The sequence below is a fragment of the Alteromonas sp. OM2203 genome, assembly GCF_048517045.1.
In the GTDB taxonomy this organism is placed as follows: domain Bacteria; phylum Pseudomonadota; class Gammaproteobacteria; order Enterobacterales; family Alteromonadaceae; genus Alteromonas; species Alteromonas gracilis.
Map to the genome: position 1 here is coordinate 246,777 of NZ_CP183209.1, position 23,984 is coordinate 270,760.

General features: G+C 43.9%; 18 protein-coding genes. 12 read left to right on the top strand and 6 right to left on the bottom strand.

Annotated features, from left to right (window positions below):
- Nucleotides 1-88: 88 nt before the first annotated feature.
- The 5 genes from ACM0P2_RS01115 (at nucleotide 89) to ACM0P2_RS01135 (ending at nucleotide 6,486) form a co-directional block, all read left to right on the top strand.
- Complete coding sequence (locus ACM0P2_RS01115) at nucleotides 89-1,651, top strand: sodium/sugar symporter (protein WP_173359519.1); 1,563 nt, start codon at nucleotides 89-91, stop codon at nucleotides 1,649-1,651.
- Between the two features lie 266 nt (nucleotides 1,652-1,917).
- Nucleotides 1,918-2,502, top strand: coding sequence for a single-stranded DNA-binding protein (locus ACM0P2_RS01120; RefSeq protein ID WP_105929930.1), 585 nt, complete (start codon nucleotides 1,918-1,920; stop codon nucleotides 2,500-2,502).
- A 214-nt stretch (nucleotides 2,503-2,716) separates the two neighbouring features.
- Nucleotides 2,717-3,673 (top strand): hypothetical protein, encoded by a 957-nt coding sequence (locus tag ACM0P2_RS01125; RefSeq protein ID WP_236547087.1) that lies wholly within the window; start codon nucleotides 2,717-2,719, stop codon nucleotides 3,671-3,673.
- 225 nt (nucleotides 3,674-3,898) lie between these two features.
- Nucleotides 3,899-5,224 (top strand): alpha/beta hydrolase family protein, encoded by a 1,326-nt coding sequence (locus tag ACM0P2_RS01130; RefSeq protein WP_419227133.1) that lies wholly within the window; start codon nucleotides 3,899-3,901, stop codon nucleotides 5,222-5,224.
- Between the two features lie 170 nt (nucleotides 5,225-5,394).
- Nucleotides 5,395-6,486, top strand: a complete 1,092-nt coding sequence (locus ACM0P2_RS01135; RefSeq protein ID WP_419227134.1) for a tetratricopeptide repeat protein — start codon at nucleotides 5,395-5,397, stop codon at nucleotides 6,484-6,486.
- A gap of 100 nt (nucleotides 6,487-6,586) precedes the next feature.
- On the opposite strand, the gene ACM0P2_RS01140 is transcribed toward ACM0P2_RS01135, so the two are convergent.
- The 6 genes from ACM0P2_RS01140 to glpK form a co-directional block, all read right to left on the bottom strand.
- Nucleotides 6,587-8,716 (bottom strand): alpha-galactosidase, encoded by a 2,130-nt coding sequence (locus ACM0P2_RS01140; protein ID WP_419227135.1) that lies wholly within the window; start codon nucleotides 8,714-8,716, stop codon nucleotides 6,587-6,589.
- A gap of 269 nt (nucleotides 8,717-8,985) precedes the next feature.
- A complete protein-coding gene (locus ACM0P2_RS01145; RefSeq protein ID WP_419227136.1) occupies nucleotides 8,986-10,443 on the bottom strand; it encodes an SLC5 family protein in 1,458 nt (485 codons plus the stop codon).
- A 19-nt stretch (nucleotides 10,444-10,462) separates the two neighbouring features.
- Nucleotides 10,463-11,212 (bottom strand): SapC family protein, encoded by a 750-nt coding sequence (locus ACM0P2_RS01150; RefSeq protein ID WP_159118208.1) that lies wholly within the window; start codon nucleotides 11,210-11,212, stop codon nucleotides 10,463-10,465.
- Between the two features lie 13 nt (nucleotides 11,213-11,225).
- Nucleotides 11,226-12,758: a tryptophan halogenase family protein gene (locus ACM0P2_RS01155; RefSeq protein WP_159118207.1), complete on the bottom strand. Its 1,533-nt coding sequence runs from the start codon at nucleotides 12,756-12,758 to the stop codon at nucleotides 11,226-11,228.
- 125 nt (nucleotides 12,759-12,883) lie between these two features.
- Nucleotides 12,884-15,616 carry a TonB-dependent receptor gene (locus ACM0P2_RS01160; protein WP_419227676.1) on the bottom strand — a complete coding sequence of 911 codons (2,733 nt, stop codon included), beginning with the start codon at nucleotides 15,614-15,616 and terminating at the stop codon, nucleotides 12,884-12,886.
- A gap of 371 nt (nucleotides 15,617-15,987) precedes the next feature.
- A complete protein-coding gene (glpK, locus tag ACM0P2_RS01165) occupies nucleotides 15,988-17,472 on the bottom strand; it encodes a glycerol kinase GlpK (RefSeq protein WP_419227137.1) in 1,485 nt (494 codons plus the stop codon).
- Nucleotides 17,473-17,630: 158 nt separating this feature from the next.
- On the opposite strand from glpK, the gene ACM0P2_RS01170 reads away from it, so the two are divergent.
- The 7 genes from ACM0P2_RS01170 (at nucleotide 17,631) to gspM (ending at nucleotide 23,975) form a co-directional block, all read left to right on the top strand.
- Nucleotides 17,631-18,389 carry a DeoR/GlpR family transcriptional regulator gene (locus ACM0P2_RS01170; protein ID WP_419227138.1) on the top strand — a complete coding sequence of 253 codons (759 nt, stop codon included), beginning with the start codon at nucleotides 17,631-17,633 and terminating at the stop codon, nucleotides 18,387-18,389.
- Nucleotides 18,390-18,745: 356 nt separating this feature from the next.
- The gene (gene glpD, locus ACM0P2_RS01175) at nucleotides 18,746-20,284 is read left to right on the top strand and encodes a glycerol-3-phosphate dehydrogenase (RefSeq protein ID WP_419227139.1); all 1,539 of its coding nucleotides are present in this window, start codon (nucleotides 18,746-18,748) and stop codon (nucleotides 20,282-20,284) included.
- Between the two features lie 148 nt (nucleotides 20,285-20,432).
- Nucleotides 20,433-21,014 carry a phosphoglycerate mutase family protein gene (locus ACM0P2_RS01180; protein ID WP_419227140.1) on the top strand — a complete coding sequence of 194 codons (582 nt, stop codon included), beginning with the start codon at nucleotides 20,433-20,435 and terminating at the stop codon, nucleotides 21,012-21,014.
- A gap of 132 nt (nucleotides 21,015-21,146) precedes the next feature.
- Nucleotides 21,147-21,650 carry a hypothetical protein gene (locus tag ACM0P2_RS01185; protein ID WP_419227141.1) on the top strand — a complete coding sequence of 168 codons (504 nt, stop codon included), beginning with the start codon at nucleotides 21,147-21,149 and terminating at the stop codon, nucleotides 21,648-21,650.
- Nucleotides 21,651-21,815: 165 nt separating this feature from the next.
- Nucleotides 21,816-22,730 (top strand): agglutinin biogenesis protein MshI, encoded by a 915-nt coding sequence (locus ACM0P2_RS01190; RefSeq protein ID WP_419227142.1) that lies wholly within the window; start codon nucleotides 21,816-21,818, stop codon nucleotides 22,728-22,730.
- Nucleotides 22,727-23,353 (top strand): PilN domain-containing protein, encoded by a 627-nt coding sequence (locus ACM0P2_RS01195; RefSeq protein ID WP_419227143.1) that lies wholly within the window; start codon nucleotides 22,727-22,729, stop codon nucleotides 23,351-23,353. Before ACM0P2_RS01190 ends, ACM0P2_RS01195 begins: the two co-directional genes overlap by 4 nt.
- Nucleotides 23,328-23,975, top strand: coding sequence for a type II secretion system protein GspM (gspM, locus tag ACM0P2_RS01200; RefSeq protein ID WP_419227144.1), 648 nt, complete (start codon nucleotides 23,328-23,330; stop codon nucleotides 23,973-23,975). Before ACM0P2_RS01195 ends, gspM begins: the two co-directional genes overlap by 26 nt.
- The last annotated feature ends 9 nt before the right edge of the window (nucleotides 23,976-23,984 follow it).

A 23,984-nucleotide genomic window follows, 5' to 3' on the forward strand; every position in this document is an offset into this window, starting at 1 on the left:
CCAAATAAAATAATAAAAACAATTTTTCACCTGTGTACCCTGCATACAAAAATTCGCCGCACCCAAAATAAAAACTTTGGGAAAAACTATGAAATTAGCATCATTAGATATCACTTTATTTGTGATATACGTCGTCGCGCTTATTGGAATTGCGTGGTGGGTATCTCGTGAAAAGCAGGGTCACCAAAAAGACACAAACGATTACTTTTTAGCAGGCTCAAGCCTACCATGGTGGGCGATAGGCGCATCCCTTATTGCTGCCAATATATCAGCCGAGCAAATAATTGGTATGTCTGGTTCCGGCTATCAACTAGGGCTCGCAATTGCGTCCTACGAGTGGATGGCTGCAGTTACGCTGCTTATCGTAGGTAAGTTCTTCTTGCCTATTTTCTTGAAACATAAAATTTACACCATGCCACAGTTTTTAGAGCAGCGATACGACCATCGCGTACGTAAAGTTATGGCTATCTTCTGGTTGGGTGTTTATGTTTTCGTAAATCTCACGGCTGTGCTTTGGCTTGGTGCGTTGGCAATTAACACCATCGCAGGTGTAGACATGATTTACGGCATGATGTTCCTTGGCCTTTTCTCGCTCACTTATTCTCTTTACGGCGGCTTGAAAGCGGTGGCACTGACAGACATTATTCAAGTTGTGTTACTTGTTATTGGTGGATTATTTCTCTCTTACACTGCGCTTAACCTTATCAGTGATGGTAACGGTGCGATTCAAGGCTTTATTGACTTGACGAATAAACTGCCTGAGAAATTCGACATGATATTGTCGAAAGATAATCCACACTATATGGATTTGCCGGGCATTTCAGTGTTAGTAGGCGGTATGTGGATAATGAACCTGTCGTATTGGGGCTTTAATCAGTACATTATTCAGCGGACGTTGGCTGCGAAAAGTGTTCAGGAAGCACAGAAAGGTATCGCATTTGCTGCTTTTTTAAAGCTACTTATGCCGCTAATTGTCGTGCTGCCAGGAATAGCTGCGGTACTTATCGTGCCTGACTTAGCTAAGCCGGACCAAGCTTACCCAAGTTTAATGACCCTCATGCCAGTCGGGCTTAAAGGTATCATTTTCGCGGCCTTGGTAGCGGCAATTGTGTCATCACTAGCGTCTATGACAAACAGTGTATCCACGATTTTCACTATGGATCTCTATAAAGATAAGCGCCCGAATGAATCGCAGCAACACTATGTCAAAGTAGGTCGTATCGTGAGTTTTGTTGCACTGATTATCGCAATGGTTGTTGCCAAACCCTTGTTAGGTAACTTCGATCAAGCGTTCCAGTACATTCAGGAGTTCACGGGTTTCTTTACGCCAGGTATATGCGCTCTCTTCGTATTAGGGATGTTTTGGAAAAGAACCACCGCAAACGGAGGGCTGCTTGCTGCACTTGGCTCTTTTGTTCTAAGCATTCTATTTAGACAGTTTTTGCCAGAGCTGCCATTTATCGACCGAGTCGGTATTGTATTCTTGCTTTGTGTGGGTCTTGCTGTAGTCGTGTCTCTTCTAGAGAAAAAAGGCATTAGTGAAAATGCGGTAGACGTGAATGACGTACAATTTAAGACCACTAGTGGATTTAATGTAGCGTCAATTGCTGTGGTGTTGCTCACCGCTGCATTCTATATCACGTGGTGGTAGCTAGCAGTAGGGGCGTTTTTAACCTAATTGCCCTCACCGTGATTTGCTAAAAACAACGCGAAAGTTCAGAGGACCTCAATAAGGAATTTTGTTAAATTCAAGGGGACATTGCTGTTAGTAGCGAAAAAGTGGGTCGAAAAACTATAATTTTCCCCTGCAAAATACGGTATACTAACTAGCTAATTATCGATGAACTTTCGTGCTTGCTGATGTCTGAATAAGAAGATTCATGCAGCAAGCCACTAAAAACGTTACAGGAGACATCAATGGCAACGAAAGGCGTTAATAAGGTTATTCTTGTTGGAAACCTTGGCAATGATCCTGAAGTTAGATACATGCCTAACGGAAACGCCGTTGCGAACTTAAGCCTAGCAACTAGCGAAAGCTGGAAAGACCAACAGGGTCAGGTTCAAGAGCGCACTGAGTGGCACCGCCTTACTATGTATCGTCGCTTGGCCGAAATTGCCGGAGAGTACCTGAAAAAGGGCTCGCAAATTTACGTAGAAGGTAAATTGCAAACGCGTAAGTGGCAAGATCAGCAAGGTCAAGATAAGTACACCACTGAAATTATCGTAGACCAAATGCAAATGCTTGGCGGCCGCGGCGGTGAAGGTGGTGGCGGTAACGGTGGTTACCAGCGTCCTCAAAACAATCAAGGTGGCTATAACCAAGCACCAGCGCAGGGCGGCTATAACCAAGCGCCACAGCAAGGCGGTGGTCAACAAGGTGGTTATAATCAAAACCAAGGTGGCGGCTACAATCAAGCCCCTCAAGGTGGAAATCCGTCTCAGCCTAAAAATCCGCCAATGGCTGAACCTGATTTTGATTTCGACGACGACATTCCGTTCTGAGAACGAACAAAATGTAGAATGTTGAAAAATTCTCTAGAAAGCCGCTCCTTAGCGGCTTTTTTTTGAGCTAAATTCAGCGAATTATGAGACTGATACCGACTAATTTTGTATCCGACTAATGTAAGATCACATTCTAGTTATATCCATAGCGCCGCATGTAGACAGGTGATGGATAAACGTCAATAAATTTCACATCCAAGGGTAGTCTTATAACGTGTCGGTATTAGCAAGATTATTCGTTTTTGCATTTTTCAGTATTAACATCAGCGCTTCAATAGCTCAAAATAATGTTGAGTGCGACGTTGAAGGTTGTGATGAGAAGAAGCCTACCATTATTTGGATGCGTCCACCTGAACTTGGTGTTGAAGGGCCTGGTATTACTATTACATCTGGCCCAGTGTATGATCTCATGGTTCACCTTTCTAGTTATCTTGAAAGTTATAGCCACCAATTTGAAGCCTACCCAGTTAAGCGTGCCTGGTCGTTAATTCAACATGAAAAGTCGTCTCAAAAGGTCTATTGTTTCTACGGCGCGTCATACCAAGAAGAGAGAACGAAATGGGGGTATTATTCTGAACCTACCTCTATCAATTTGCCTTTACTTGTTGTGTCAAGAAAAGCGCTCCCACCTTTAATCGATGATGAAGAAAATGTCGGCTTGTCACAAAGTGTGAAAGGCTTGTTTGAGTCAGTTTCTTTGCAAGCTTTACTCAATCAGAACTTAAAAACAGTGCTCTACAGCGACGTGAGTAACGCTTATGCACGAACCGTCGAGCAGTGGGCAACGCGGTACAATGTGTTAAGAGTGCATAGTCTAGGTAGAGACTTAGGCATGCATACCATTGCATTACTGAAAAGTGGGCGAATTGACTTCGGTTATGTTGGTCCTCGCGAGATTGCTACATTATCAAGAGAAGAGCTCGACACCTTGAGTGTGTATCAAGTTAGCGAACTGTCGGAAGAGTTAAGAGGGACAAAGCGCTTGCTATGTTCAAAGACAGCGCTAGGGCAAGAGGTAACAACGAGTTTAAATCAAACGCTAGCGCGTATTTTTGCGAATCCTGAAAAAAGTGAGATTTTGAGAGATACTAATTTCAGGGCCGATGGTTATTCTCATCGCCTTAAGCCTTTATTTGATGAACGATGGGATACTTTCCTGTCGAAAAAGTAAACGTTAGGTGGCACGTTTAACCTATTTTTCAGTACCTTTCTTACAGGGCTATGTGGATCTTTTTAAATAGTCCCTAATCTATTCCCTATACCCTTTAACGTAACCTGTATAGCTTTCGGCGTTGTTGCTAAGCCCTTATAATTGCAGTTTTATTACTGTTTCTTATTTCGTTTAATCAGCAATAATAATGGTGGTTTACTTGTATGGAATTCGTGAGGCGGTATTATGATTTTGTCTTTCAATAACAAGAAAATCAGCCAAATTATGAAAACGTTATCCCTGTTCTGTGGCGCTGCTGCACTCGCGTTTAGTACTTCAATGTTACCTACATCGGTTTCTGCAGCTCAGACCCTTTATAAACCTTTTCCAGCGGATGTTATGCCATCGCTAAGCGAGAAAGGCGCTCACGTTGTTGGTGTAAAAACTATTGAAGCGACCTACCCAGAAAAAGTCAAAGATATTGCTGGAAATGATGTCGAGCGTAAGTTGACCCTAGAGGTCTGGTATCCAGCTTCAAGTGCTGCTGAGAAGGCAACGTATGTGAATGAAACACGAAGTGGTCAGGTATTTGAAATTGAAGCTGATGCAAGCCGCGATGCGCCAATTGCCAAAGCAGAATCTAGCTACCCTGTGATTGTTATATCTCACGGCTATACTGGCTATCGCACACTTATGTACTATTTAGGTGAACACCTTGCGTCTCACGGTTATGTAGTTGCGGCTATCGACCATACAGACTCCACAAACAAAGACGTTAATTTTGCAGAAAACCCGTATTCTGGTTTTCCTAGCACATTGTTAAATCGCTCTCGAGACCAGGTTCTAACCCTGAACAGCATCAGCGAACATGAGTTTTTTAGAGACAGCGTTGATGCAAGTAAGGCAGGGGTTATTGGTTACTCAATGGGAGGCTATGGAGCGGTAAGCACAGTAGGCGGCTGTTATGCTTTTAACGACCAAGCGGCAGCGACCTTCACCGGTACACAAGATCCTAAAGTGGCAGCGCTTATTAAAGACGTACTAAACACCTGCGCAGGTGGTAACGACAGTGGTAAAGATGTGCTTCCAGCTTGGAAAGCAGCGCTAGCGCTGGCCCCATGGGGTGGGCAACATCAGCTATTTGACGTTGAATCACTTAACAATATCAAGGTGCCGGTTCTTTATGTAGCGGGTGATAACGACGATATATCTGGTTACGAGGGCATTAAGTGGCTATTCGAAAATACGGGTAGTGAAGGCTCTAAACTACTTACCATCAAAAACGCCCGCCATAATGTAGCCCCTCATCCGGCGCCGAAAGAAGCCTATGGCAGCGAATTTGATTTGGGAAGCTATATAGAACCTGCGTGGGAAGTGCAAAAGCTTAATGCTATCAATGAGCACTTTGCCTTGGCACTTATGAACTGCCATGTGAAAGGTTTAAAAGATGATTGTGAATACCTGAACGTGAGTGGCAGTAGTGCCCAAGTACCCGTAGACGGTAAGAAGCCAGAGCCTTGGAAGGGCTTCGACGACCGATGGGCATTGGGGCTAGAAATGGACAGTAAATAACAGTTTGAAAAGGGTGCTTCGGCATCCTTTTTTAATTTTGTTACATATTTATTTTCTAACTTTACGCATAGTGGCGTAATGTGAGACTGCTTCTATCAATCATTGATAGTAAAAAGCGCTTTAAAGCGGCATTTCGGGCTACCCATAAACTAAACCATAAGGAAGTGAAAATGCGTAAATTTACTGTGTCAGCACTATGTGCCTGTTCTATTTTGTTAATGCCTTCCATAACCGTTACCCAAAGCTATGCGGCAGCACAAAACGTTGCTACAGCAAGTGCCGACGATGTAGAAACGCTAAAGGCCTACTTCAAACAAGGCGACTATAATTACGTTGTAGAATCCCTTGAAGCCGTTGAAGGCAAATCGCCAGAGCAGCACAACATGCTTATTTCTTCCCTGATGAACATAGATTTAGATGATGCCGAAGAGGCAGCAGAGCAGTTTGTTCAGGATTACAGTGATAACTATAAGGCTTATCATACACACGCCAGCGTAATGGGAGCCCAAGCCTCAAGTAGTATATTTTCAGCACTAGGCTATGCGAAAAAAGCAAAGAAGAGTTTAGAAAAAGCAGTGGAAATTGCCCCAGAAGAGGTTGCTGTTTACCAAGCCCTAATGCAGTTTCACTTAATGGCCCCCTCTATTGCTGGTGGCGATTTGGATGAGGCTACAGCACTTGCGCAAACTATTTCAAAACTTGATGCTACCGAAGGTCAGTTTGCCTTAGCTAAGGTTTATTTGGAGAAAGATAAACAGGCAGAAGCAGAGGCTATCTTTGCCTCTTTAATTGATGATGACAGCACCCACATTCGCGCCAGGGTTGAGCTAGGTAGTTTCTATTTAGGTGACGAGCAGTACGCCGCATCTTACGATACTTTGTTGCCGTTATCAGATACTGATGTGACTGCAGTTTCGAAAGCGGATACTGAGGCTTGGGATACGTATCAAAAGCGTAAAGCCAGTCTTATGTATGGAAAGTATCGCTTAGGGCAAGTTGCTGTTGAAAGTGGCGAGTACACAACTTCAGGTATTAATGCGTTGAAGAGCTATTTGGAAGACTACCAGGTTACGACCATTGATACTGAAGGCTTACCAGGAGCTAATTGGGCCCAGCTGCGCTTAGCTGAACTTCTTCTTAACGCAGACAAAGTGAATGAAGCGCAAAACCTTGTTGAGACGATAAAAGAAGACAGCGATGAACGCTTTGCTAAGACACTTAAAAAAATTAAAAAGGCACTAAAAAAGCGAGCGGCGGTGTAATACCGCACAGCTCGCTTACTCGTATTTTCTTTCGGCTGCGCTTAAAAGGCCACAGCGATTAGAAAGCCATAGCGCTTAGAAAGCCATAGCGTTTAGAAAACTACAGGGCTTTAACAGTATAAATCAGCGCTGTTTGCGGGAAGAGTACCGGCAGCTGCATACCGTATTTCATTAAGACTTCGCCAGAGAATACTTGCCCTTCAGTTTGTTGCAAAATTGAAGGAGTGTATTCTTTCAGCTTTTCAGGCCATACACGCTCAATGGTGTATTGCTTGTTAGCATCAAGCCCTGCAAAGTAGAAACGATTCGGCGTAGTGCGTACGGTTTCTGTAACACTGTTATAAGCAAAAATACCTTCCTGCTTGTCTTTCGACACATAACCAAATTTCACATTCATGCCGTCATCATCCATGCGGAATAGGTCGCCGCCGTGGGTAATATGACGATATTTCTTATAAAGCGAAATGGCGTCTTTTAACACTTTTTGCTCGTGGTCTGTCAGTTCACGTGGATCCATTTCTATACCCATGTGACCAAACAAGGCGACTGCTGAACGAATTTCAATAGGTAGGTTACGACCCGTAATATGGCAATCACGCGGCCCTACGTGCGCGCCCATTACTTCAGATGGGAAGAAGTAAGAGCAGCCGCGCTGAATGTATAAGCGGTCTAGTGCATCGTTAGAGTCTGACGTCCAGAAGCGATCTGTGTGTGGCAATATGCCTAAATCTACACGTCCGCCACCTGAACAACAGCTTTCTATTTCAATGCCTGGCTTCGCCGCTTTTACGCGGTCAATCAAGCCGTAAAGCGCTGCCATTTGGCCATGCATTGCCGGTTTGCCTTGAAGGTTGCCTGGATGGTTTACGTCGCGGTTCATGTCCCATTTGATGTAGCTAATTTTGGGATAGGCTTTTAGTACATCAGTAATCACCTTATACAGGTACTCAACCACTTCAGGGTTGGTTAAATCCAATACGTACTGATTTCTGAAAGGGACGTGAGGGTTATTCTCGGTTTGCAGCGCCCACTCAGGGTGTGCGCGATATAAGTCGCTATCTGGGTTAACCATTTCTGGCTCAAACCAAATGCCGAATTCCATGCCAAGACCAGTAACATGGTCAATTAATCCGTCTAGCCCTTCAGGGTAGATGGCTTCATCTACAAACCAGTCACCAAGCCCAGCTTTGTCGTTTCTGCGGCCTTTGAACCAACCATCGTCTAATACAAAGCGTTCGATACCTAGCGGTGCTACCTTGTCAGCCAAGGCTTTAAGTTCATCTTCGTTGTGATCGAAGTAGATTCCTTCCCACGTGTTGTAGTGAACTGGGCGAGGCTTAGACTCAGCGCTATGGTTTAGCACATTGCTACGAATGAAATTGTGAAACTGTTGCGATAGCGAAGAGAAACCTTCACAGCCATAGCCGGTATAAAGCACGGGTGATGTATAGCTTTCGCTAGCGTTAAGTACCACTTCACCCGGAAACAATAGTTCACCGAATTGAACATAGCTTCTGCCGTCGGCCATCAACTCAGCGCGAAGCTTGTGGTTTGCTGATGCGCCAAGGTGGTAACCGAAACATTCACCGTTAAGCTCGCCTGTACCTTCAGGGAACGCAATTAAACCAGGAAAAGTATCGTGAGACGTTTTGCCACGACGGTTTTCACGCACGTAGCTGCCAAAGAATAAGTCGTGATCTTTGGTTTGGAATTCAGCAGACCAACGACCTTCGAATGTTTTAATTTTACTAACCGTAGTAGGAAGTGGAAGGCTTGCTGCGTTTAGATAGTTTAGGTTTAGTGCACTGCTGCCGGTGTTTTCCAAGCGAGATACATACTTAGCAATACTCGTTTCACCGTCTAGTTCAACGGTAGTGATTAGACGCATTCCGCGGTGGGTATCTTCAGCGATGAAAGACACCGATTGCGCGCTTTGGTTTATGTCCACCAAACTAAAGCCTGCTGACCATTGGTCAGCATCACCGGAAACTTCAAGGCCTGGCTGTCCTGTCCAACCTTCACCATGGGTAGGCACTAAGGTAATGGGTGGCTCGATTACTGGCGCACACTTAGCTTCTTGGCGTGTGTTTAAAACGCTAAGCATCTCAGGCGTTGTGCTGTCACTCAATGGCGCACCATAGTAAATGACTTTTGGCATACGACCCTGACAGTCGAATATTAAGGTAACTTTTTCGTTCGACAGGCGTACGAATTGAGAAAGTGACGACATAAAAACCTCAGCGTTAATAAAACGTAAATTTGGTGGTAAAGCTAAATATTTACAACGTAGGCAGTGACCTTTCACTGCATACTACGCCGTATTAAATCACGTCCACCTTGCGGATTCTATACTTAAAGGGTAAACGTTTAACTTTCAATGGTAGTCTGCATTGCAAGGGAAATGAAGTCTGACCAACAGGTATAAAATATAGACGTTAAAATTTGTAAAAAACAAAAAGGATGCCCAGAGACATCCTTCTTTTATGTGTTTCTAAAATGTTAAGCTTCTTTTCTATAAAGCTCTAACGAAAACTCTGCCTTTTGGTTAAACACCACGCGGTTCACAATTAGGGCAAAGGCGACACAGCCAATAAGGGTTGCGAACATTAGGTGTATGTAATGAAGTCCAAATGGCGCATATAGAGGTGAAGCTTCAAAGCTCATTAATGCGTAAATTGAAACGCCGAACAACACTGCGCCAATAGCTGCGAATGCATGGACGTTTCTAAACAGTAAGCCAACGATAAATACCGAAAGAATAGGCATGCTCAATAGGCCATAGAGCTTCTGAACTAGGTTTATAATACTATCAGCTTGTTGGTATACAGGGATTAGCGCTAGCGATACTACACACAATAAAACCGTAACATAGCCACTTAGCTTAGGTACGTTTGGCGTTTTGTTGATGTAGCTTTCGTGAATGTCGCACACGTAAAGGGCTGTTGCAGAGTTTAGGTTACTATTAAACGTGGTTAATACCGCAGCTGCCATGGCCGCTGCGAATACGCCAGATAGCCAATCAGGTAATACCGTTGCCACGATTTTTCCGTAAGCACTATCACCAATATCACCAAATAGCTTATATGAAACGATACCTGGAATAACGATAATGGCAGGTACAATCAGCAGGCGAATACCGGCTGCGGCAAACACACCCTTTTGTGCTTCTTTTAAAGAAGGTGCCGCCATTGCGCGCTGAGTAATGACTTGGTTAGTACCCCAGTAAAACATTTGAATGAAGATCATGCCAGTAAGCAACGTATGCCATGGGATCGGAGACTCATCATCGCCAATAAGCGTGAGTCGCTCTTGCGGAATGCCGTCAAAGTTATAGTCGATGGCTTGTAGTGCTAGAATAACCACTAATACGGCCATGGTTAAAAGAAGCACGCCTGAGTAGGTATCAGACACCGCTACCGCACGTAGACCGCCGAAAATAGCGTATAGGGCACCAACGATAACGAAGATAACTGCAATGTACATCAGCGGCAGTTCAACGTTAAACATAGACTGCATAAACAAAGAGCCAGAATAAATTACCGCAGGGCAGAATATCAGAGCGCTACCAGCGAAGAACAAAGCACTAATAACAGCGCGAATATGCTTATCGTGATAACGCTGCTCTAAAAGCTCTGTGGTGGTTGTGCACTTGAACCTGTAATACACGGGTAAGAATACCTTGGCCAAGACGAAAAGACCTACCACAGCAGAAAGCTCCCAAAGTGCAAGTAAGGCCATTTGGTTACCGTTCATACCAACAAGCTGGTCGGTACTCAAGTTGGTGAGTGTAATACTACCGGCAACGAAATACCAAGCTAGGCCACCGCCTGCCAAGAAATATTCGCGATTTTGATTTTGTGCATTTCTATTTTGCCCGCGGCAACTTAAATAGGTAAGAAACCCAATTAAAGCAGTCACAAAGACAAAAACAGACACCTGAATAGTGCTGGAAAACATGTATTACTCCTAGGGGCAGTTATGACTTGCTGGTTTCGAACTTAATATTGTTAACAGCGCGACCAGGGAACTTGGTGTTATGAAGGCGAATAACGCGGTTTACTTGAAAAATTGAGCTGAGAATACTGAAAAGCACATTCAATAGCCCTTTTTGGTTGAGGGTAGCAAGCTCATCGCCACTAAGATTTTGTAAGCGCTGCTCGTTTACTGTAGCTAAACCTCCAACTCGCTGATTTGTGTTATCTTTATATTCAATAATCAAATCGACGGCGTGTATCAGCCCCATTTCGTTTAGTTGGTTGAGCATGACAGCGGTTTGCTGCATAGCAGTAATACGCTCTTCAAGTAGCTTTTTCTTATTATCTAAATAGGCAGTTGGGCGCTTTGATTCTAAGAACAGTGCCTCGCCTGTTTGTGAAGAAACAGCAGGTGATTCAACATCAACGAGAATTTCTTGCTGCTGAGAGTCATTGTCCACACGGGCTATAAAAGGTAGGGTACGCAAGCTCAAGGGAGCATAATGACCTAGCCACGTGCCTTGGGTTTCAAATACATTTTCCTGCGGCGCTAACCCACAGAGTGCCGAGATAGTCCAATATTTTGCATCGGGTGATTTACTAAAAAACAGCGGGAATTCACTCGCTGCCTGCACGGCCTCTTTAATTTCAATATTAACTAAATGGAATTTAGAGAAAGTCGTAGCTAACTTGCTTTCATCAATAGTGATATTGCTGTGGGCATCGGCCGATAAAACTTCAAATTTTGGCATATTATAATTCTCGTTAGCTTGCCAACCACTGCTCGATATAGTCGCGGTGGTTAGGTAAACTGCTTAGTTTTTGCTGCGTAATAAGCTGATTTTGTTTAATAACTTTATCTGCTAGATCGCGCTCGTTATAAAAATGGGATTGCAAAGAAAAGTCTGGAGAAAATCCCATTCCGTAAAGTACATACTGATAGCTAGCGGCGGGGAATAGCTCAATCGCCGCTGAAAAATCAGCAATTTGGGGGCCGCGATACTTCCATATTTCCAAGTCTTCTTTTAAAGAGTCGGGGATAGAAGCCGCATCGCGATTGGCAACCCAATAAGGTTCACTGCGTTGGTTAAAAATATAATGGAGCTTTAAGAAATCGATAATACGCTGCCAGCGATAATTCATTTGCTTGTTAAAGCGCTGACTAACGATAGGCATGGCCGACGTAGGCAACGGCATCTGCTCTGCAATATAGCGAGCCGAAATCTCAATAAGCATAAGAGCTGTGGCTTCTAAAGGTTCTACAAAACCCGCAGAGAGTCCAACAGCAATGCAGTTGCCTTTCCAAATTCGTTTCTTATAACCAGAATTAAAGCGTATTGTGCGGGCTTTTAGGTCGCCGTGCTCGTCGCCTACGTACTGACGCAATACTTCTTCTGCCCGTTCGTCGGTAGTGAAATCAGTGGAATAAACGTGACCTACACCTCTTCTGGAAGATAAGCCAATATCCCAAATCCAGCCTGCTTCTTGTGCTGTGGCTTGGGTATAGGGCTTTATTTCAAAGTCTTCTTCGTGGGGCACATGAAGGGCAAGGGCAGAGTTGTTGAATAGCACATTGTCTGCAGACACAACGCTTTCGCCTAGTGTTTCGCCAAGCAGTAGTGAGCGAAAACCAGAACAGTCGACGAATAAATCGGCTTTTAGAACCATGCCGTTGTTGAGGGTAACGCTTTCGACATGCTCACTTGATGACGCAGCCACGCTCTCAACTGTGGCGACAATATGCTTTACGCCTAACTCAGTCTTGCTGAAATCTCTTAGCATATCGGCAAAAGCACCAGCATCTAAGTGATACGCGTAGTTCGATTGTGCACTGCTGTATTCTTGTTCGCTGAGCGTGCGTGGTGCCATATTGCGTTCACACACGTGCTGCTGAAAGTTAGTAGCATTGGCAAAATTTGCAATGTCACCTACGTAGGGCGCCATCTCAACACGGCCGTAGCCTAACGGTACAGTAAACGGGTGGTAGTAAAAATCACCATCGCCATTTACCCAGTTAACAAACTTTCCGCCTTGCTTAAATGCTGCGCTGCAGCGTCTAAATACTTCTTTTTCAGATAGGCCAATGTCTTTAAGCGTATTTCGCATTGTTGGCCAAGTGCCTTCGCCCACGCCAACGGTAGGGATGTCACTGGACTCAACTAGTGTAATGTCTAAACCACATTCACCCATTGCTACTTTATGCTTAGCTGCGACGATAGCAGCGGTAAGCCAGCCTGCTGTGCCGCCACCTACGATAACAATACGCTGTTTTTTAGATGTATCAGATGAATGGTTCATGAAACAACACTACTTAAATGGAATTATAACTGCTTTCTACATTTATCCATAAACGTACTCGATTTGCCAATAGGCTTATGGATAAATGGCAGGGTTTTACCCCTGCCAAAACACACACACAAATTTTAGAATGAGCCTCGGATACCTACAGAGTAGCGAGCACCATTGTCTTCAATTGAGTAAATTTGGTCTGGGAAGCGGCCTGTTTGTGTAAGCTCTTCTTCAGTTACGTTTATGCCTTCAACAAATACCGTCAGGTTTTCGTTGATGTCGTAACTTGCGCTTACGTCCCACTGACCATAGGTTTCAGTAGTGGTCGGCTCACCAGATAAACCATTATCAAGTGAAAACAGGAACGACTCACGATTATTAAACGCAACACGTGCTTGGAACGCATCGCGCTCATAGAACACGATAAGGTTTTGCGAATCGCCTAGACCTTCCAATGCAAACGTTTGGCTAGTATCGCCAGATACCTCTGCGTCACTGTTAACTACCGTAGCGTTAGCCGTTACACCGAAGCCATTGTCCCACACGTGAGTAATAGCAACTTCGTAACCGTTAACCGTAGCAGTTTCACCGTTTTGCGGACGAGTAACCGTATAAACTTCACTAGCACCGTTTAGCTCTTCAGTGTCTGCAACTACATCTCGATTAGGGTCTTGTGGATCCAGCGATACGCCTGGTGCACAGTCTGCTGCAGCACAACGGAAATCACCTGGGAGGCGGTCAGTCATGTTATAAGTTTCTGCGCCTGAAAGAGTAACGATGAAGTCTTCTACTTCTTTACTAAATACTGCAAACGAGAAAACAGAGTCGTCGCTGTAGTACCATTCAAAAGATAGGTCCCAGTTTTCAGCACTAAATGGCTTAAGGTTAGGGTTACCACCGCTAGCCTGAAGATTCTGACGGCGAGGTTCACCAAAGGTCGTTGCCGGTGACATCTGAGACATAGTAGGACGTGTCAAAGAATCATAGCGAGAGAAGCGAACAATCATGTCTTCTTGCACTTCTAACTTCACGTTTAGGCTAGGCAGAAGGTTAGAATAAGACGTTGTTCCAGTAATATTCTCTGCTGGAGCAAATACGTTTGAGAAAAGCGTTAAGTCAGTGGTTGGAACAATGTCAGAAACAAACGCTTGTACCGCTGAAACAGCCACGTTTGTCTCTTCATAACGTGCACCGAAGTTCATGGTTAGTGGCATATCACCGATGTCATAACCAAATTCGAACTGTGCATAAAGTGCAGTTACTTCTTCTTCAATGTTATAGTAATTGTTCTGCAACGTTGGCGTTACCGGCGCCCCCTGAGAGGCAAGATAGTCTAGGTACGCATCACCGTCGTATGTATACCAAGTGTCAATCAGACCGCTGAAGAAGTTGTTCGCGGTAAACGGGCGGATATTCAATTCGTCAATAGGCGCTGGTGTGCCGTAACCACAGAATGCACATTGTGACGCAAACTCTTGGAATACGAATTTTTCACGCTCTGAGCGCAAAATACCGAAATCTACTTTACGGAACACGTCAGAATCAGCTAGATAGGTGAAATCTGCTTTGTATTCTGTTACTTCGTCTTCTGATGCAACAACATTACCTAGGTCATTATAGTGAAGGCGGTTTAGCGAAATATCGGGTAGTTGACCGTTGCCAAAACCATCGTGAATAACAGTAGGTGTGCTCCCTGTGCCGTCAAACTCGTAGTTGTTGATAATACCGACAACGTTAAATCGACCTTGGCCCGCAACGTCGTTTTCAGCTTCAGACGTTGAAACGTCGAATGCTGCTGAAAGTGACTCTGTAACTTGCCAGTCAACATTTAAGCCAAAGCCTTTGTTGGTAACGTCACGAACCCCACGGGTTGATGATACGAAGTCAGATGCTGGGTTACCGCTACCTTGGTGAAGATCAATTTCTTGCGTAAATTGAATTGCAGTACCGTATTCAGAAATAGTTGCAGAACCCACACGGTCTGGCTCAAACCAAGACGCAAGATCCGTTACTTGTGAATCAATTTCAAACTTAGATACAAAACCGTCTAACGTGATAGTGACGTCATCAGATGGTGCGAACTGGGCAACAAGAGACGCATTTGTACGCGTTCTGTCTTGTTGATCAACAACCTGGTCCCAGTTACGAGGAAGGTAAACATTAGATGCGATTACGCCGTCGTTTCGATTAGACAGTGTAAGGCCAGGGCGCCATCCAGCTGTTTGAATACGGTTAATCTGAACTTGACGCTCTTGATGCGATACTGCTAGTAGTAAACCAAACTTGTCGTCTGCAAATGTGTTACTTACCAAAAAAGAAGCCTGTGGAGACGTTTCTTCTGAAAGCGTCTCGTACATTCCTTTAACACTACCAACTGCTTGAAAGCCGTCGTAGTCGAAAGGACGGGCAGTCGATACGTTAATAGTCGAGCCGATGCCACCTGATTGAAGGTTTGCAACACCACTTTTGTAGATACTTGCGCCAGTAATTTGGTCGGCAGCCAGCACGTCGAAGTTAAAAGCACGGCCAGCATCGTCGGTAGCTAGCTGACGGCCGTTTACAAGTACTGTATTAAACTGTGGACCAAAACCACGTACTGTTACTTGTTGGCCTTCGCCGCCGTTACGGTCGATGGAAACACCAGTGATACGCTGAAGTGATTCTGCAACGTTAAGATCTGGAAACTTACCTAAATCTTCTGCTGCAATACCGTCTGAAACAGCTAGGTTTTCTTTCTTGTCAGCCATTGCTCTTTTTAAGCTGCTTACAATGCCGCGAACCTCAATAACTTCAACGGGTGCATCGTTTACATTCTGCGTGTCTGCGTCTTGTGAAAATGCAATAGGGGTATGTAGGGCAGAGGCGATAGCAACACCTAAAAGTGAGCGCTTCGCAATAGGGCCTAACTGTGATGTGTTAATTTTATGTGTCACTGTGTTTTCTCCGTGAGTAGGCTACGTTTTAACGTACTTTGCACTTAAATTACGTTCTTAGTATGTGCGGATCAAGCTTATTAACAATACTTTTACACATTTAACGTTATATTTTCGTGATTATTATTTGTAACTTTATGAAAAATATAATGTTTCTATTTAAAGGTAAAAGGTGAAACGTTTACCTTAATTTCAATACTAGCACAAAATGACAATGTAATTACAATGTTATAAAAATTTTTTTTGTATAAAAAAAGTGCGGCTTATAACCGCACTTTATTAACAATCAGAAAAATAAGGAAAAATTAACTACAGCGAATTCGAGCTACAGCCTCTTTCCAGCCATCATAAGCTGCGTTTCTTTCTTGCTTTGTCAGTCTGGGAGTGAAAACGCTATCACTCTTCCAGCATTGGGTGAGATCGTCAACTGAACCGAAAAGACCGGATTGTAGACCTGCGAGAAAAGCGGCGCCTAGTGCAGTGGTCTCTGTAATTTCAGGGCGTTCTACCTCGGCGCCTAAAATGTCCGAGAGAAACCCCATAACCCAGTCATTTCGAGACATACCGCCGTCTACACGGATAGTAGTGGGGCGCGCTCCATCGCTTTCCATGGCCTTTTGAAGATCTTTGGTTTGATAGCAAACAGACTGTAAGCCAGCGGCGACGATTTCACTAATGCCGGTGTCACGGGTTAATCCTAAAATTGCACCTCGAGCATCTGGGTCCCAGTAAGGTGCACCTAAACCTGTGAATGCAGGCACCAGAAACACCCCGTTGTCTTGCCTGGCACGCTGGGCGAGGGCTTCGGTTTCTGCTGCATCGTCGATAAGCTTTAAGCCATCTCTAAGCCATTGCACAGTAGCCCCCGCCATGAAAATACTGCCTTCCAGCGCATAAGTAGTTTTGCCATTAAGGCGGTAACCTACAGTGGTGAGCAATCGGTTTTTCGACTGAAGGGGCTCGTCACCGGTATTTAAAATCATAAAGCAACCGGTACCGTAGGTACTTTTGGCCATGCCTTTTTCAAAACAAGCTTGCCCTACAAGAGCGGCTTGCTGGTCACCAGCAACTCCTCGAATAGGAATGGCTCTGCCGATAATGTCTTCTTTAATGACGCCAAAATCATCTGCGCAGTCCATAACCTCAGGTAGCATCGATGAAGGAATATTGAATTTGCTTAGCAATTTCTCGTCCCAACACTGATTATTTATATCAAATAACATAGTACGAGAAGCGTTAGTGGCGTCTGTTTTATGTGACTCACCGCCCGTTAGACGCCAAATCAAAAATGTATCAACCGTACCAAAGAGTAAGTCGCCATTTTCTGCTTTTTCTCGAGCACCCTCAACATTGTCGAGTATCCAAGCTACCTTAGTTGCTGAAAAGTAAGGGTCGAGTAAGAGCCCGGTCGTTTCCGTGATGTAAGAAACGAAAGATTCGTCTTCACTGAAGTCTCGGCAATATTGTGCGGTGCGTCTGTCTTGCCAAACTATAGCAGGGTACACTGTCTTTCCCGTGTTTTTATCCCAGACCAACGTAGTTTCACGTTGATTCGTTATGCCTATAGCAGCGATATCAGAAGGCGCGAGCGAACACTTATTAAAAACTTCTTTGAGTGTAGATATAACGCTTTCCCAAATCTCTTCAGGGTCGTGCTCAACCCAGCCATCTTTTGGGTATTTTTGAGAAAATTCCCGCTGGGCTATAGCTTCAATGCTGCCTTTTGAAGAAAAAATAATACTGCGAGAGCTTGTTGTGCCTTGGTCAATGGCAAGAATATGTTGTCCCATTGGTCACTCCTGAAGATAATTTTCATAGAGTTTGCATCATTTACAGATGTTTAACAATGCTATATTTTCGAAAACGAACATTTGATTTTCGTTTTATCATGGGAACTTTGCTTTTAAGCACGTATAATTGCATAAGTTTTTATTTCTAAGGAAGTGTGATGAACCAAACGCAAAGACACGAAAAAATTGTTGGGCTTATAAAGCAGCAGGGTTTTATGTCTATTGATGATTTGGTAAGCGCCTGTGAGGTTACGCCCCAGACCATCCGAAGAGACTTAAATCAGCTTGCTGAAACTGGTGTAGTGAGCCGCTATCATGGCGGTGCTGGGTCAAACCGAAGCTGGGAAAATACCCCTTATCAGGAGCGGAAAACGCAAAACAGTGAAGTCAAAGAGAAGATCGCTGAAGCTGTTGCGGCAATGATACCCGACGGGGCGTCTTTGTTTATCAACATAGGTACTACTACAGAACTTATTGCCACTAAGCTGCTTAATCACAAAAATCTACACGTTGTAACGAACAATATTCACGTAGCGACTATCTTATCGGCTAAAGAAGATTTCTCAGTGATTATCGCCGCAGGTGAGGTTCGCTATCGGGACGGCGGTATTATTGGCGAAGCAACCTGTGATTTTATTAGTCAGTTCCGCATGGATTACGGCATTATTGGTATCAGCGGAATTAGTTCAGATGGCGCGCTGCTAGATTTTGACTTCAGAGAAGTAAAGGTTTCACAAGCCATTTTGCAACATACTCAGCATGTTATTCTTGCTGCTGACTATAGTAAATTTGAACGCCGCGCTATGGTTGAACAGGGCCATATTTCACAAGTTGATTGCTTGGTATGTGACAAGACGCCACCACCTAGCATAAGTAAAATTATAAAAGAAAATAATATCACTTTTGTGAAAGCGTGATCATTGGCTTGTGCTTAAGTTATGCCGTTATGCCATTATGATCACGGCATTGTCATAATTCTATTCTATCGTTACTTGTAATTGGCTGCGTTTGTCTAGACACGTCCTACAAGAGTACGAAAATACTCTACTTTTCAATTTTCCCCTTAAGTGTGTATAAGCGGCCTTTACCGGGATATGGGGCTGTTTGTCATCCCAATCTATCTTATTGGCCTAATCAAAATCTGCAGAGCGGTGTTCATTCAACTTTCTTTAATGTTCGATAATGTTCGTTTTGTGTTGACATGTTTTCTTTTTGGTTGTCAAATAGCCAGTAATTTAGCGAATGAAAACGTGAACACCAGTAGGGGCAAATTATGAGTCACAACAATGAATCTGAAAAAACAGTCGACGTTTTAGTCGTTGGCGGCGGTGTAAATGGCGTGGGTGTGGCGCTTGACGCCGCGGGACGCGGTCTTTCAGTTGCATTGTGTGAAAAAGGCGACTTAGGCGGCGCAACATCGTCATCTAGTAGTAAGCTAATCCACGGTGGCCTGCGATATCTAGAACATTACGAGTTTCGTTTAGTAAAAGAGGCACTTGCTGAGCGTGAGGTCTTATTGAAAAAAGCCCCGCATATTATGTGGCCCCTGCGTTTTCGTTTGCCGCATCAAAAGCATTTACGCCCCGCTTGGATGATTCGAATTGGCTTATTAATGTACGACTCACTGGCAAAACGCAACATGCTGCCTCGTTCGCGTAAGCTTTCTACTACGAGTGAAAGTCCTCTGGTTAGCGATATTACTACCTGCTTTGAGTATTCAGATGGCTGGGTTGACGATGCGCGCCTTGTGGTGTTGAACGCATTGGCTGCTCAAGACCAAGGTGCGGAAATTTATACTCGTACAGAGTGCGTTAAAGCAGAGAAACAAGATAACCTGTGGAATATAGAACTTAAAACGGCCCAAGGGAAAACGTTTACAGTAAAGGCTAAGTCAATTGTTAATGCGGCAGGACCATGGGCGGTGTCATTTTTAGATCGCTTAGTAAATGTTAATAACCCTAATGCGATGCGAATGGTAAAGGGCAGTCATTTTATCGTACCGAAGCTTTACGATACGGAAGAAGCGTATATTCTTCAGAATAAAGACGGTCGCATTGTCTTTGTTATCCCGTACGAAGGCGACTTCTCTTTGGTGGGTACCACAGATGAAGATTATAAAGGCAATCCGTCTGATGCCGCTATTTCAGAAGAAGAAACTGACTACCTCATTGACGTTGTAAATACCTATTTCAAAACCAAAATAACGCAAGATGATATTGTGCACTCGTACAGCGGCGTTCGTCCTCTATTGGAAGAAAAAAATGCATCTGCACAAGAGCTTACCCGCGATTACAAGGTCGAGTTAAAAGGCGAAACAGGAAAACCTGTTTTACTTAATATCTTTGGCGGCAAGATAACAACATATAGAAAACTGGCCGAACACGCCGTTGACAAGTTAGTCACGTGTTTTCCGAAAGCAAAAAAGGCATGGACGAAAGAAGTGCCTCTACCTGGCGGCGCTTTTACAGACCAAGCATCATTGATTAAAAAGCTAACTAGCGAGTTCACTTGGTTAGATAAATCGATAGCAGAGCGATACGCACGCCAGTACGGACTATTGTGCTATAAATTTTTAACAGGTCTCACATCGTTAGAAGAGATGGGTGAGGATTTTGGCGCGGGATTGTATCGTGCTGAGGTCGACTACCTCATCGATTGGGAGTGGGCTTGCACGCTAGAAGACGTAATATGGCGTAGAACGAAGCACGGATTGCGTCTAGATAAATCTCAGAAAATGGCGTTAGCGCAATATATAGCAAGCAGCATTAATGGCACTTCTGATGTTGTGAATGCTGAAGTTGCAAGCGCATAACCGTTTAAAAATAAACGCTTTTATAAAGCCCTATCGAGGGCTTTATTTTTGTTATATAACGCAGGGTATTTTTAAACGTAAGACGCGTTATTTTTTAATGCGAACTCATTCTAATTAGGCATCTATCATTAACAGGGACGTTATAGCTTTGACTTCAATAAAAGAAGTAATACTCATTCGACACGGGAAGCCTCTTTCCGCCCACAATGAAAAAGTTAACTCGGCAAGTTACGCTAATTGGGTACGCAATTACAATAAATCTCCTTTAGATCCAGCCAGTCATCCCAAGCAGCAAGTATCCATCGAAAATAGCTACATTATTGTTAGCCCATTACTGAGAGCTAAACTGTCAGCCGCGTACTACGGCGTGACTCGCGTTGATGAAGAGGTTTTCAATCTTAAGGAAATGGATATTCCTTATTACAAGCTTCCCTTTGTTTTACGCACTTGGCACTGGGTACTATTAAGCCGTACGCTGTGGATTATGGGTTTTAAAGGTCGCTTTGAAAGCTTCAAGTGTGCGCGACAGAGAGTTGAAGAACTCTCTCTACGCATCGAAAGTTTGAGCAATAGCCATCAACGCATTGTGCTTTTCGGGCATGGTATGACGAACTATTTTACGCGAAAAGCGTTAATGAAAAATGGGTGGGAACTTACGCAAAAAGATGGTGACTTTTGGGGTGTCACTGCGCTTAGAAAATACGATGTTGAAGCGGCTAACAATATTTAGACGTGGCTAGTGTCTATTATAACGTTTCCGCGATTTGTTGAGCCTTCCTTCAATATTTTCTAAAACTGCCGATAATAGGGTAAGTTACAAAATAAGACACGCTACTGCTCAAGATTGATTGAGAGAAGGCTAATGAAAACAAAGAATAAAGAAACTTCTTCTATGGCGACCATCACAAAAGCACTTATTGCTGTTATTTTCGCCATAACATTAGGGGTTACGATGAGCTTTCTTCACACGGGAGAAGAAGATACAACAACCAAGGCTTTTGCTGCTCAATTAGACAAATTCAAGCGTCATATTGTTGCTTCTCACTGGCAATGGCGAGTTCGGCAGCCGACAAACATGATTATGCTTATTCACTATGATGAATCAGGCAGTGAGGTTAACCGAACGCCCGTCCGCATGAGCCACAATGGTTGGCCTAGCTATGAATTATCAGATACAGGATGCGAGAATATATGGAAAGCTTTGGTGGCCGCGCCTTTGCGTGTGGACGGCTTTAAAGTTAACGCTCGATACTACGCAGAGTTAGATGATGGCGACGATAACTATTGGTGTCGCTTTAGTCTAAGTAGCGGAAGTTATTTCGATTACTTTCCTGCTGACGGTTCAGTTACCAGCCTTACTAACTAAACACTACTTCAGACAACTTTTTTGCTCATTAGGTTATACTTATGTAGGTGTTTGTTCTATTTAGATAATTAGTCTACTTTTTGTTTAGCGTTATATTACTCAATAACGCATTGGGGTATTTTAAATCATACGGTAATCCCCGACATTAACGAACTAAGTGGATCTATGTTTTCTAAACCGTTTACTTCGCAAACGAAAAAAACAACGCTCACAATAGGAATATCTATAGGTGCCGCTGAGTTGCATCTTGTTGCCGTTGATTGTGGTGAAAATAGCGTTGTGCTCGGTTCAGTTACATCTTTTCCTTTTGACCCTCAAGCTCCCCTTGATAAACAAATCAGCAGTGCTTTGAGCGCATTTGAAAAAGAATCATTCCGGCTGTCTATCGTGCTCTCTCAAGATATGTATCAGATGGTTCAAGTAGAAAAGCCTGATGTGCCGGAAGAGGATATAGCGGCTGCTTTACCCTGGACGCTCGGTGAGTTAGTCCCCTATGACGCTAACAATATGGTGCTGGACTATGTTGACTATCCCGTACAAACACGTGTGGGCGGTAAGAAAATAAATGTATTTGCCGCCGAGAAATCTTCCTTATCCTCAGTAGTTAAAACAATAGCAAGAAAGAAAAAGCAGGCGCTAATCCATATTCATACGAAAGAAATATTGATTACCGAAATGGTGCCCGATGATGATTATGCGCGGCTACTTATTGTTCAAGAGCCTGATAGTGAACCCTTTTTGATAATTGTTCGCTCGCGAGTAATTTGGCTAGCTCGTCGTCTTCGAGGCTTTGTAAATAAGGTAGATAACGATGCGGGCATGTCTCAGTTAAGCGATGCCTTAGGATTGGAAATTCAGCGTTCAATGGATTTTTATGAGTCGCAGTTAAAGCAACCTCCGCTTAAAGAAATTCTATTTAACACTCAGTTTGACTGTATACCAGTTATAGAGCGTTTAAAGCCATTTCAACCCGCAGCAATGAATGTGTTTACGCCACAGCTTCAATTAGCTGATGTGGTAGAGGCAACCTGTCATTTTGCTCTGGCCAGTGCGCTTGTAGCCGCGAGAGAGGGCCAATGAAAAAAACGATTAACCTCTACCACTGGTCATTAATACCTGAAAAAGAGCGCCTTCCACTTTCTAACGTACTTTTTATAACGGGCGGAGTGCTAACAATTATGGTTAGTGCGGTAATTTTGCTTAACCTTGTCTTAAACAATAAGCAAGATGAGTTAGCACAGAAAACGGCTTCAGTTAAGGTGACTGAGAGTGAAATCAAAACGTTGAATACAGCGCTTGAAACCAAGCGAGATACTAAAAACCTGCAGAAAGAGTTAGACCGTATAAATTCAAAAATTGATAGCAGGAAGCAATTGCTAGCTTACCTCGAGAGCGGGGAGCTTTCATTTGACGCTACTCGATATGGTGAAGTGATGGATGATTTGGCTAACTACCACAACCCCAACCTTTGGCTAACCGACATCGAAATAAATATACAACGAATTCGATTGGCTGGTCAGACGGTGACTCCGTCTGTCATACCGCAATGGCTGAAAGCGCTACAGCAGTCGCCGTTCTTTGAAGGGAAGGCATTTTCGTCGGTCAAATTTGATGAAGTTGACGGAAACGAAAACGTAAAAGAATTTTTCATATCTACTGATTTCGTTGGAGAGGCTGATGAGTCAATATCAACAACTCTCTGAAAAGTTTTCAGCGCTACAAGATAGAGAAAAACAGCTCATTTTATGGGTAAGCGCTGGGCTTATTGTTTACCTTTTCTTTTGGTTTGGCATTTCGCCGGCCCTGGATAGACTGTCAGCGGCAGATAAGTCACTTGCAAGAAAGGAAAGTGAGCAGGAGGCCCTAATCATCCAAAGAGACGCGATTCAACAGGCTCTCTCTATCGATTACACCCAACGGATGCAGCAATCATTGGATGATGCACGAAAAGCATTGCTTGCAGCAGATGAGGCGTTACTTGGATTTGACGAAGGGTTCGTCGCTGCAGATAAAATGCCCGACTTGCTGATGACACTGTTGAACGAAGAGAACGATATACGCCTGCTTAACTTTAGTGTAGAGCCAACACAAACCATTCGGTTTGGCGAAGGAGATACACAAAGTACGCCGTTTTATCGTCATAACATGCGCTTAGTTATTGAGGGCAGCTATTTCGAACTACGTCATTACCTAGCACGCTTGCAAGCAGCGCCAGAAAAGGTAGTAGTAACAGAATTTACGTACCGTGTAGGCGAATACCCTACTGCCACATTAGCTCTTGGGTTGGCAACGGTGAGTAGTAACGCAACTTTCATCTCGCTATAAGGAGAGAAT

Coding starts and splice junctions, on each gene's coding strand:
- ACM0P2_RS01150 (WP_159118208.1), bottom strand. CDS start 11,212: ATGCCAAAATTTGAAGTTTTATCGGCCGATGCCCACAGCAATATCACT.
- ACM0P2_RS01130 (WP_419227133.1), top strand. CDS start 3,899: ATGATTTTGTCTTTCAATAACAAGAAAATCAGCCAAATTATGAAAACG.
- ACM0P2_RS01185 (WP_419227141.1), top strand. CDS start 21,147: ATGAAAACAAAGAATAAAGAAACTTCTTCTATGGCGACCATCACAAAA.
- ACM0P2_RS01120 (WP_105929930.1), top strand. CDS start 1,918: ATGGCAACGAAAGGCGTTAATAAGGTTATTCTTGTTGGAAACCTTGGC.
- ACM0P2_RS01140 (WP_419227135.1), bottom strand. CDS start 8,716: ATGTCGTCACTTTCTCAATTCGTACGCCTGTCGAACGAAAAAGTTACC.
- glpK (WP_419227137.1), bottom strand. CDS start 17,472: ATGGGACAACATATTCTTGCCATTGACCAAGGCACAACAAGCTCTCGC.
- ACM0P2_RS01190 (WP_419227142.1), top strand. CDS start 21,816: ATGTTTTCTAAACCGTTTACTTCGCAAACGAAAAAAACAACGCTCACA.
- ACM0P2_RS01170 (WP_419227138.1), top strand. CDS start 17,631: ATGAACCAAACGCAAAGACACGAAAAAATTGTTGGGCTTATAAAGCAG.
- ACM0P2_RS01145 (WP_419227136.1), bottom strand. CDS start 10,443: ATGTTTTCCAGCACTATTCAGGTGTCTGTTTTTGTCTTTGTGACTGCT.
- ACM0P2_RS01115 (WP_173359519.1), top strand. CDS start 89: ATGAAATTAGCATCATTAGATATCACTTTATTTGTGATATACGTCGTC.
- gspM (WP_419227144.1), top strand. CDS start 23,328: ATGAGTCAATATCAACAACTCTCTGAAAAGTTTTCAGCGCTACAAGAT.
- glpD (WP_419227139.1), top strand. CDS start 18,746: ATGAGTCACAACAATGAATCTGAAAAAACAGTCGACGTTTTAGTCGTT.
- ACM0P2_RS01135 (WP_419227134.1), top strand. CDS start 5,395: ATGCGTAAATTTACTGTGTCAGCACTATGTGCCTGTTCTATTTTGTTA.
- ACM0P2_RS01155 (WP_159118207.1), bottom strand. CDS start 12,758: ATGAACCATTCATCTGATACATCTAAAAAACAGCGTATTGTTATCGTA.
- ACM0P2_RS01195 (WP_419227143.1), top strand. CDS start 22,727: ATGAAAAAAACGATTAACCTCTACCACTGGTCATTAATACCTGAAAAA.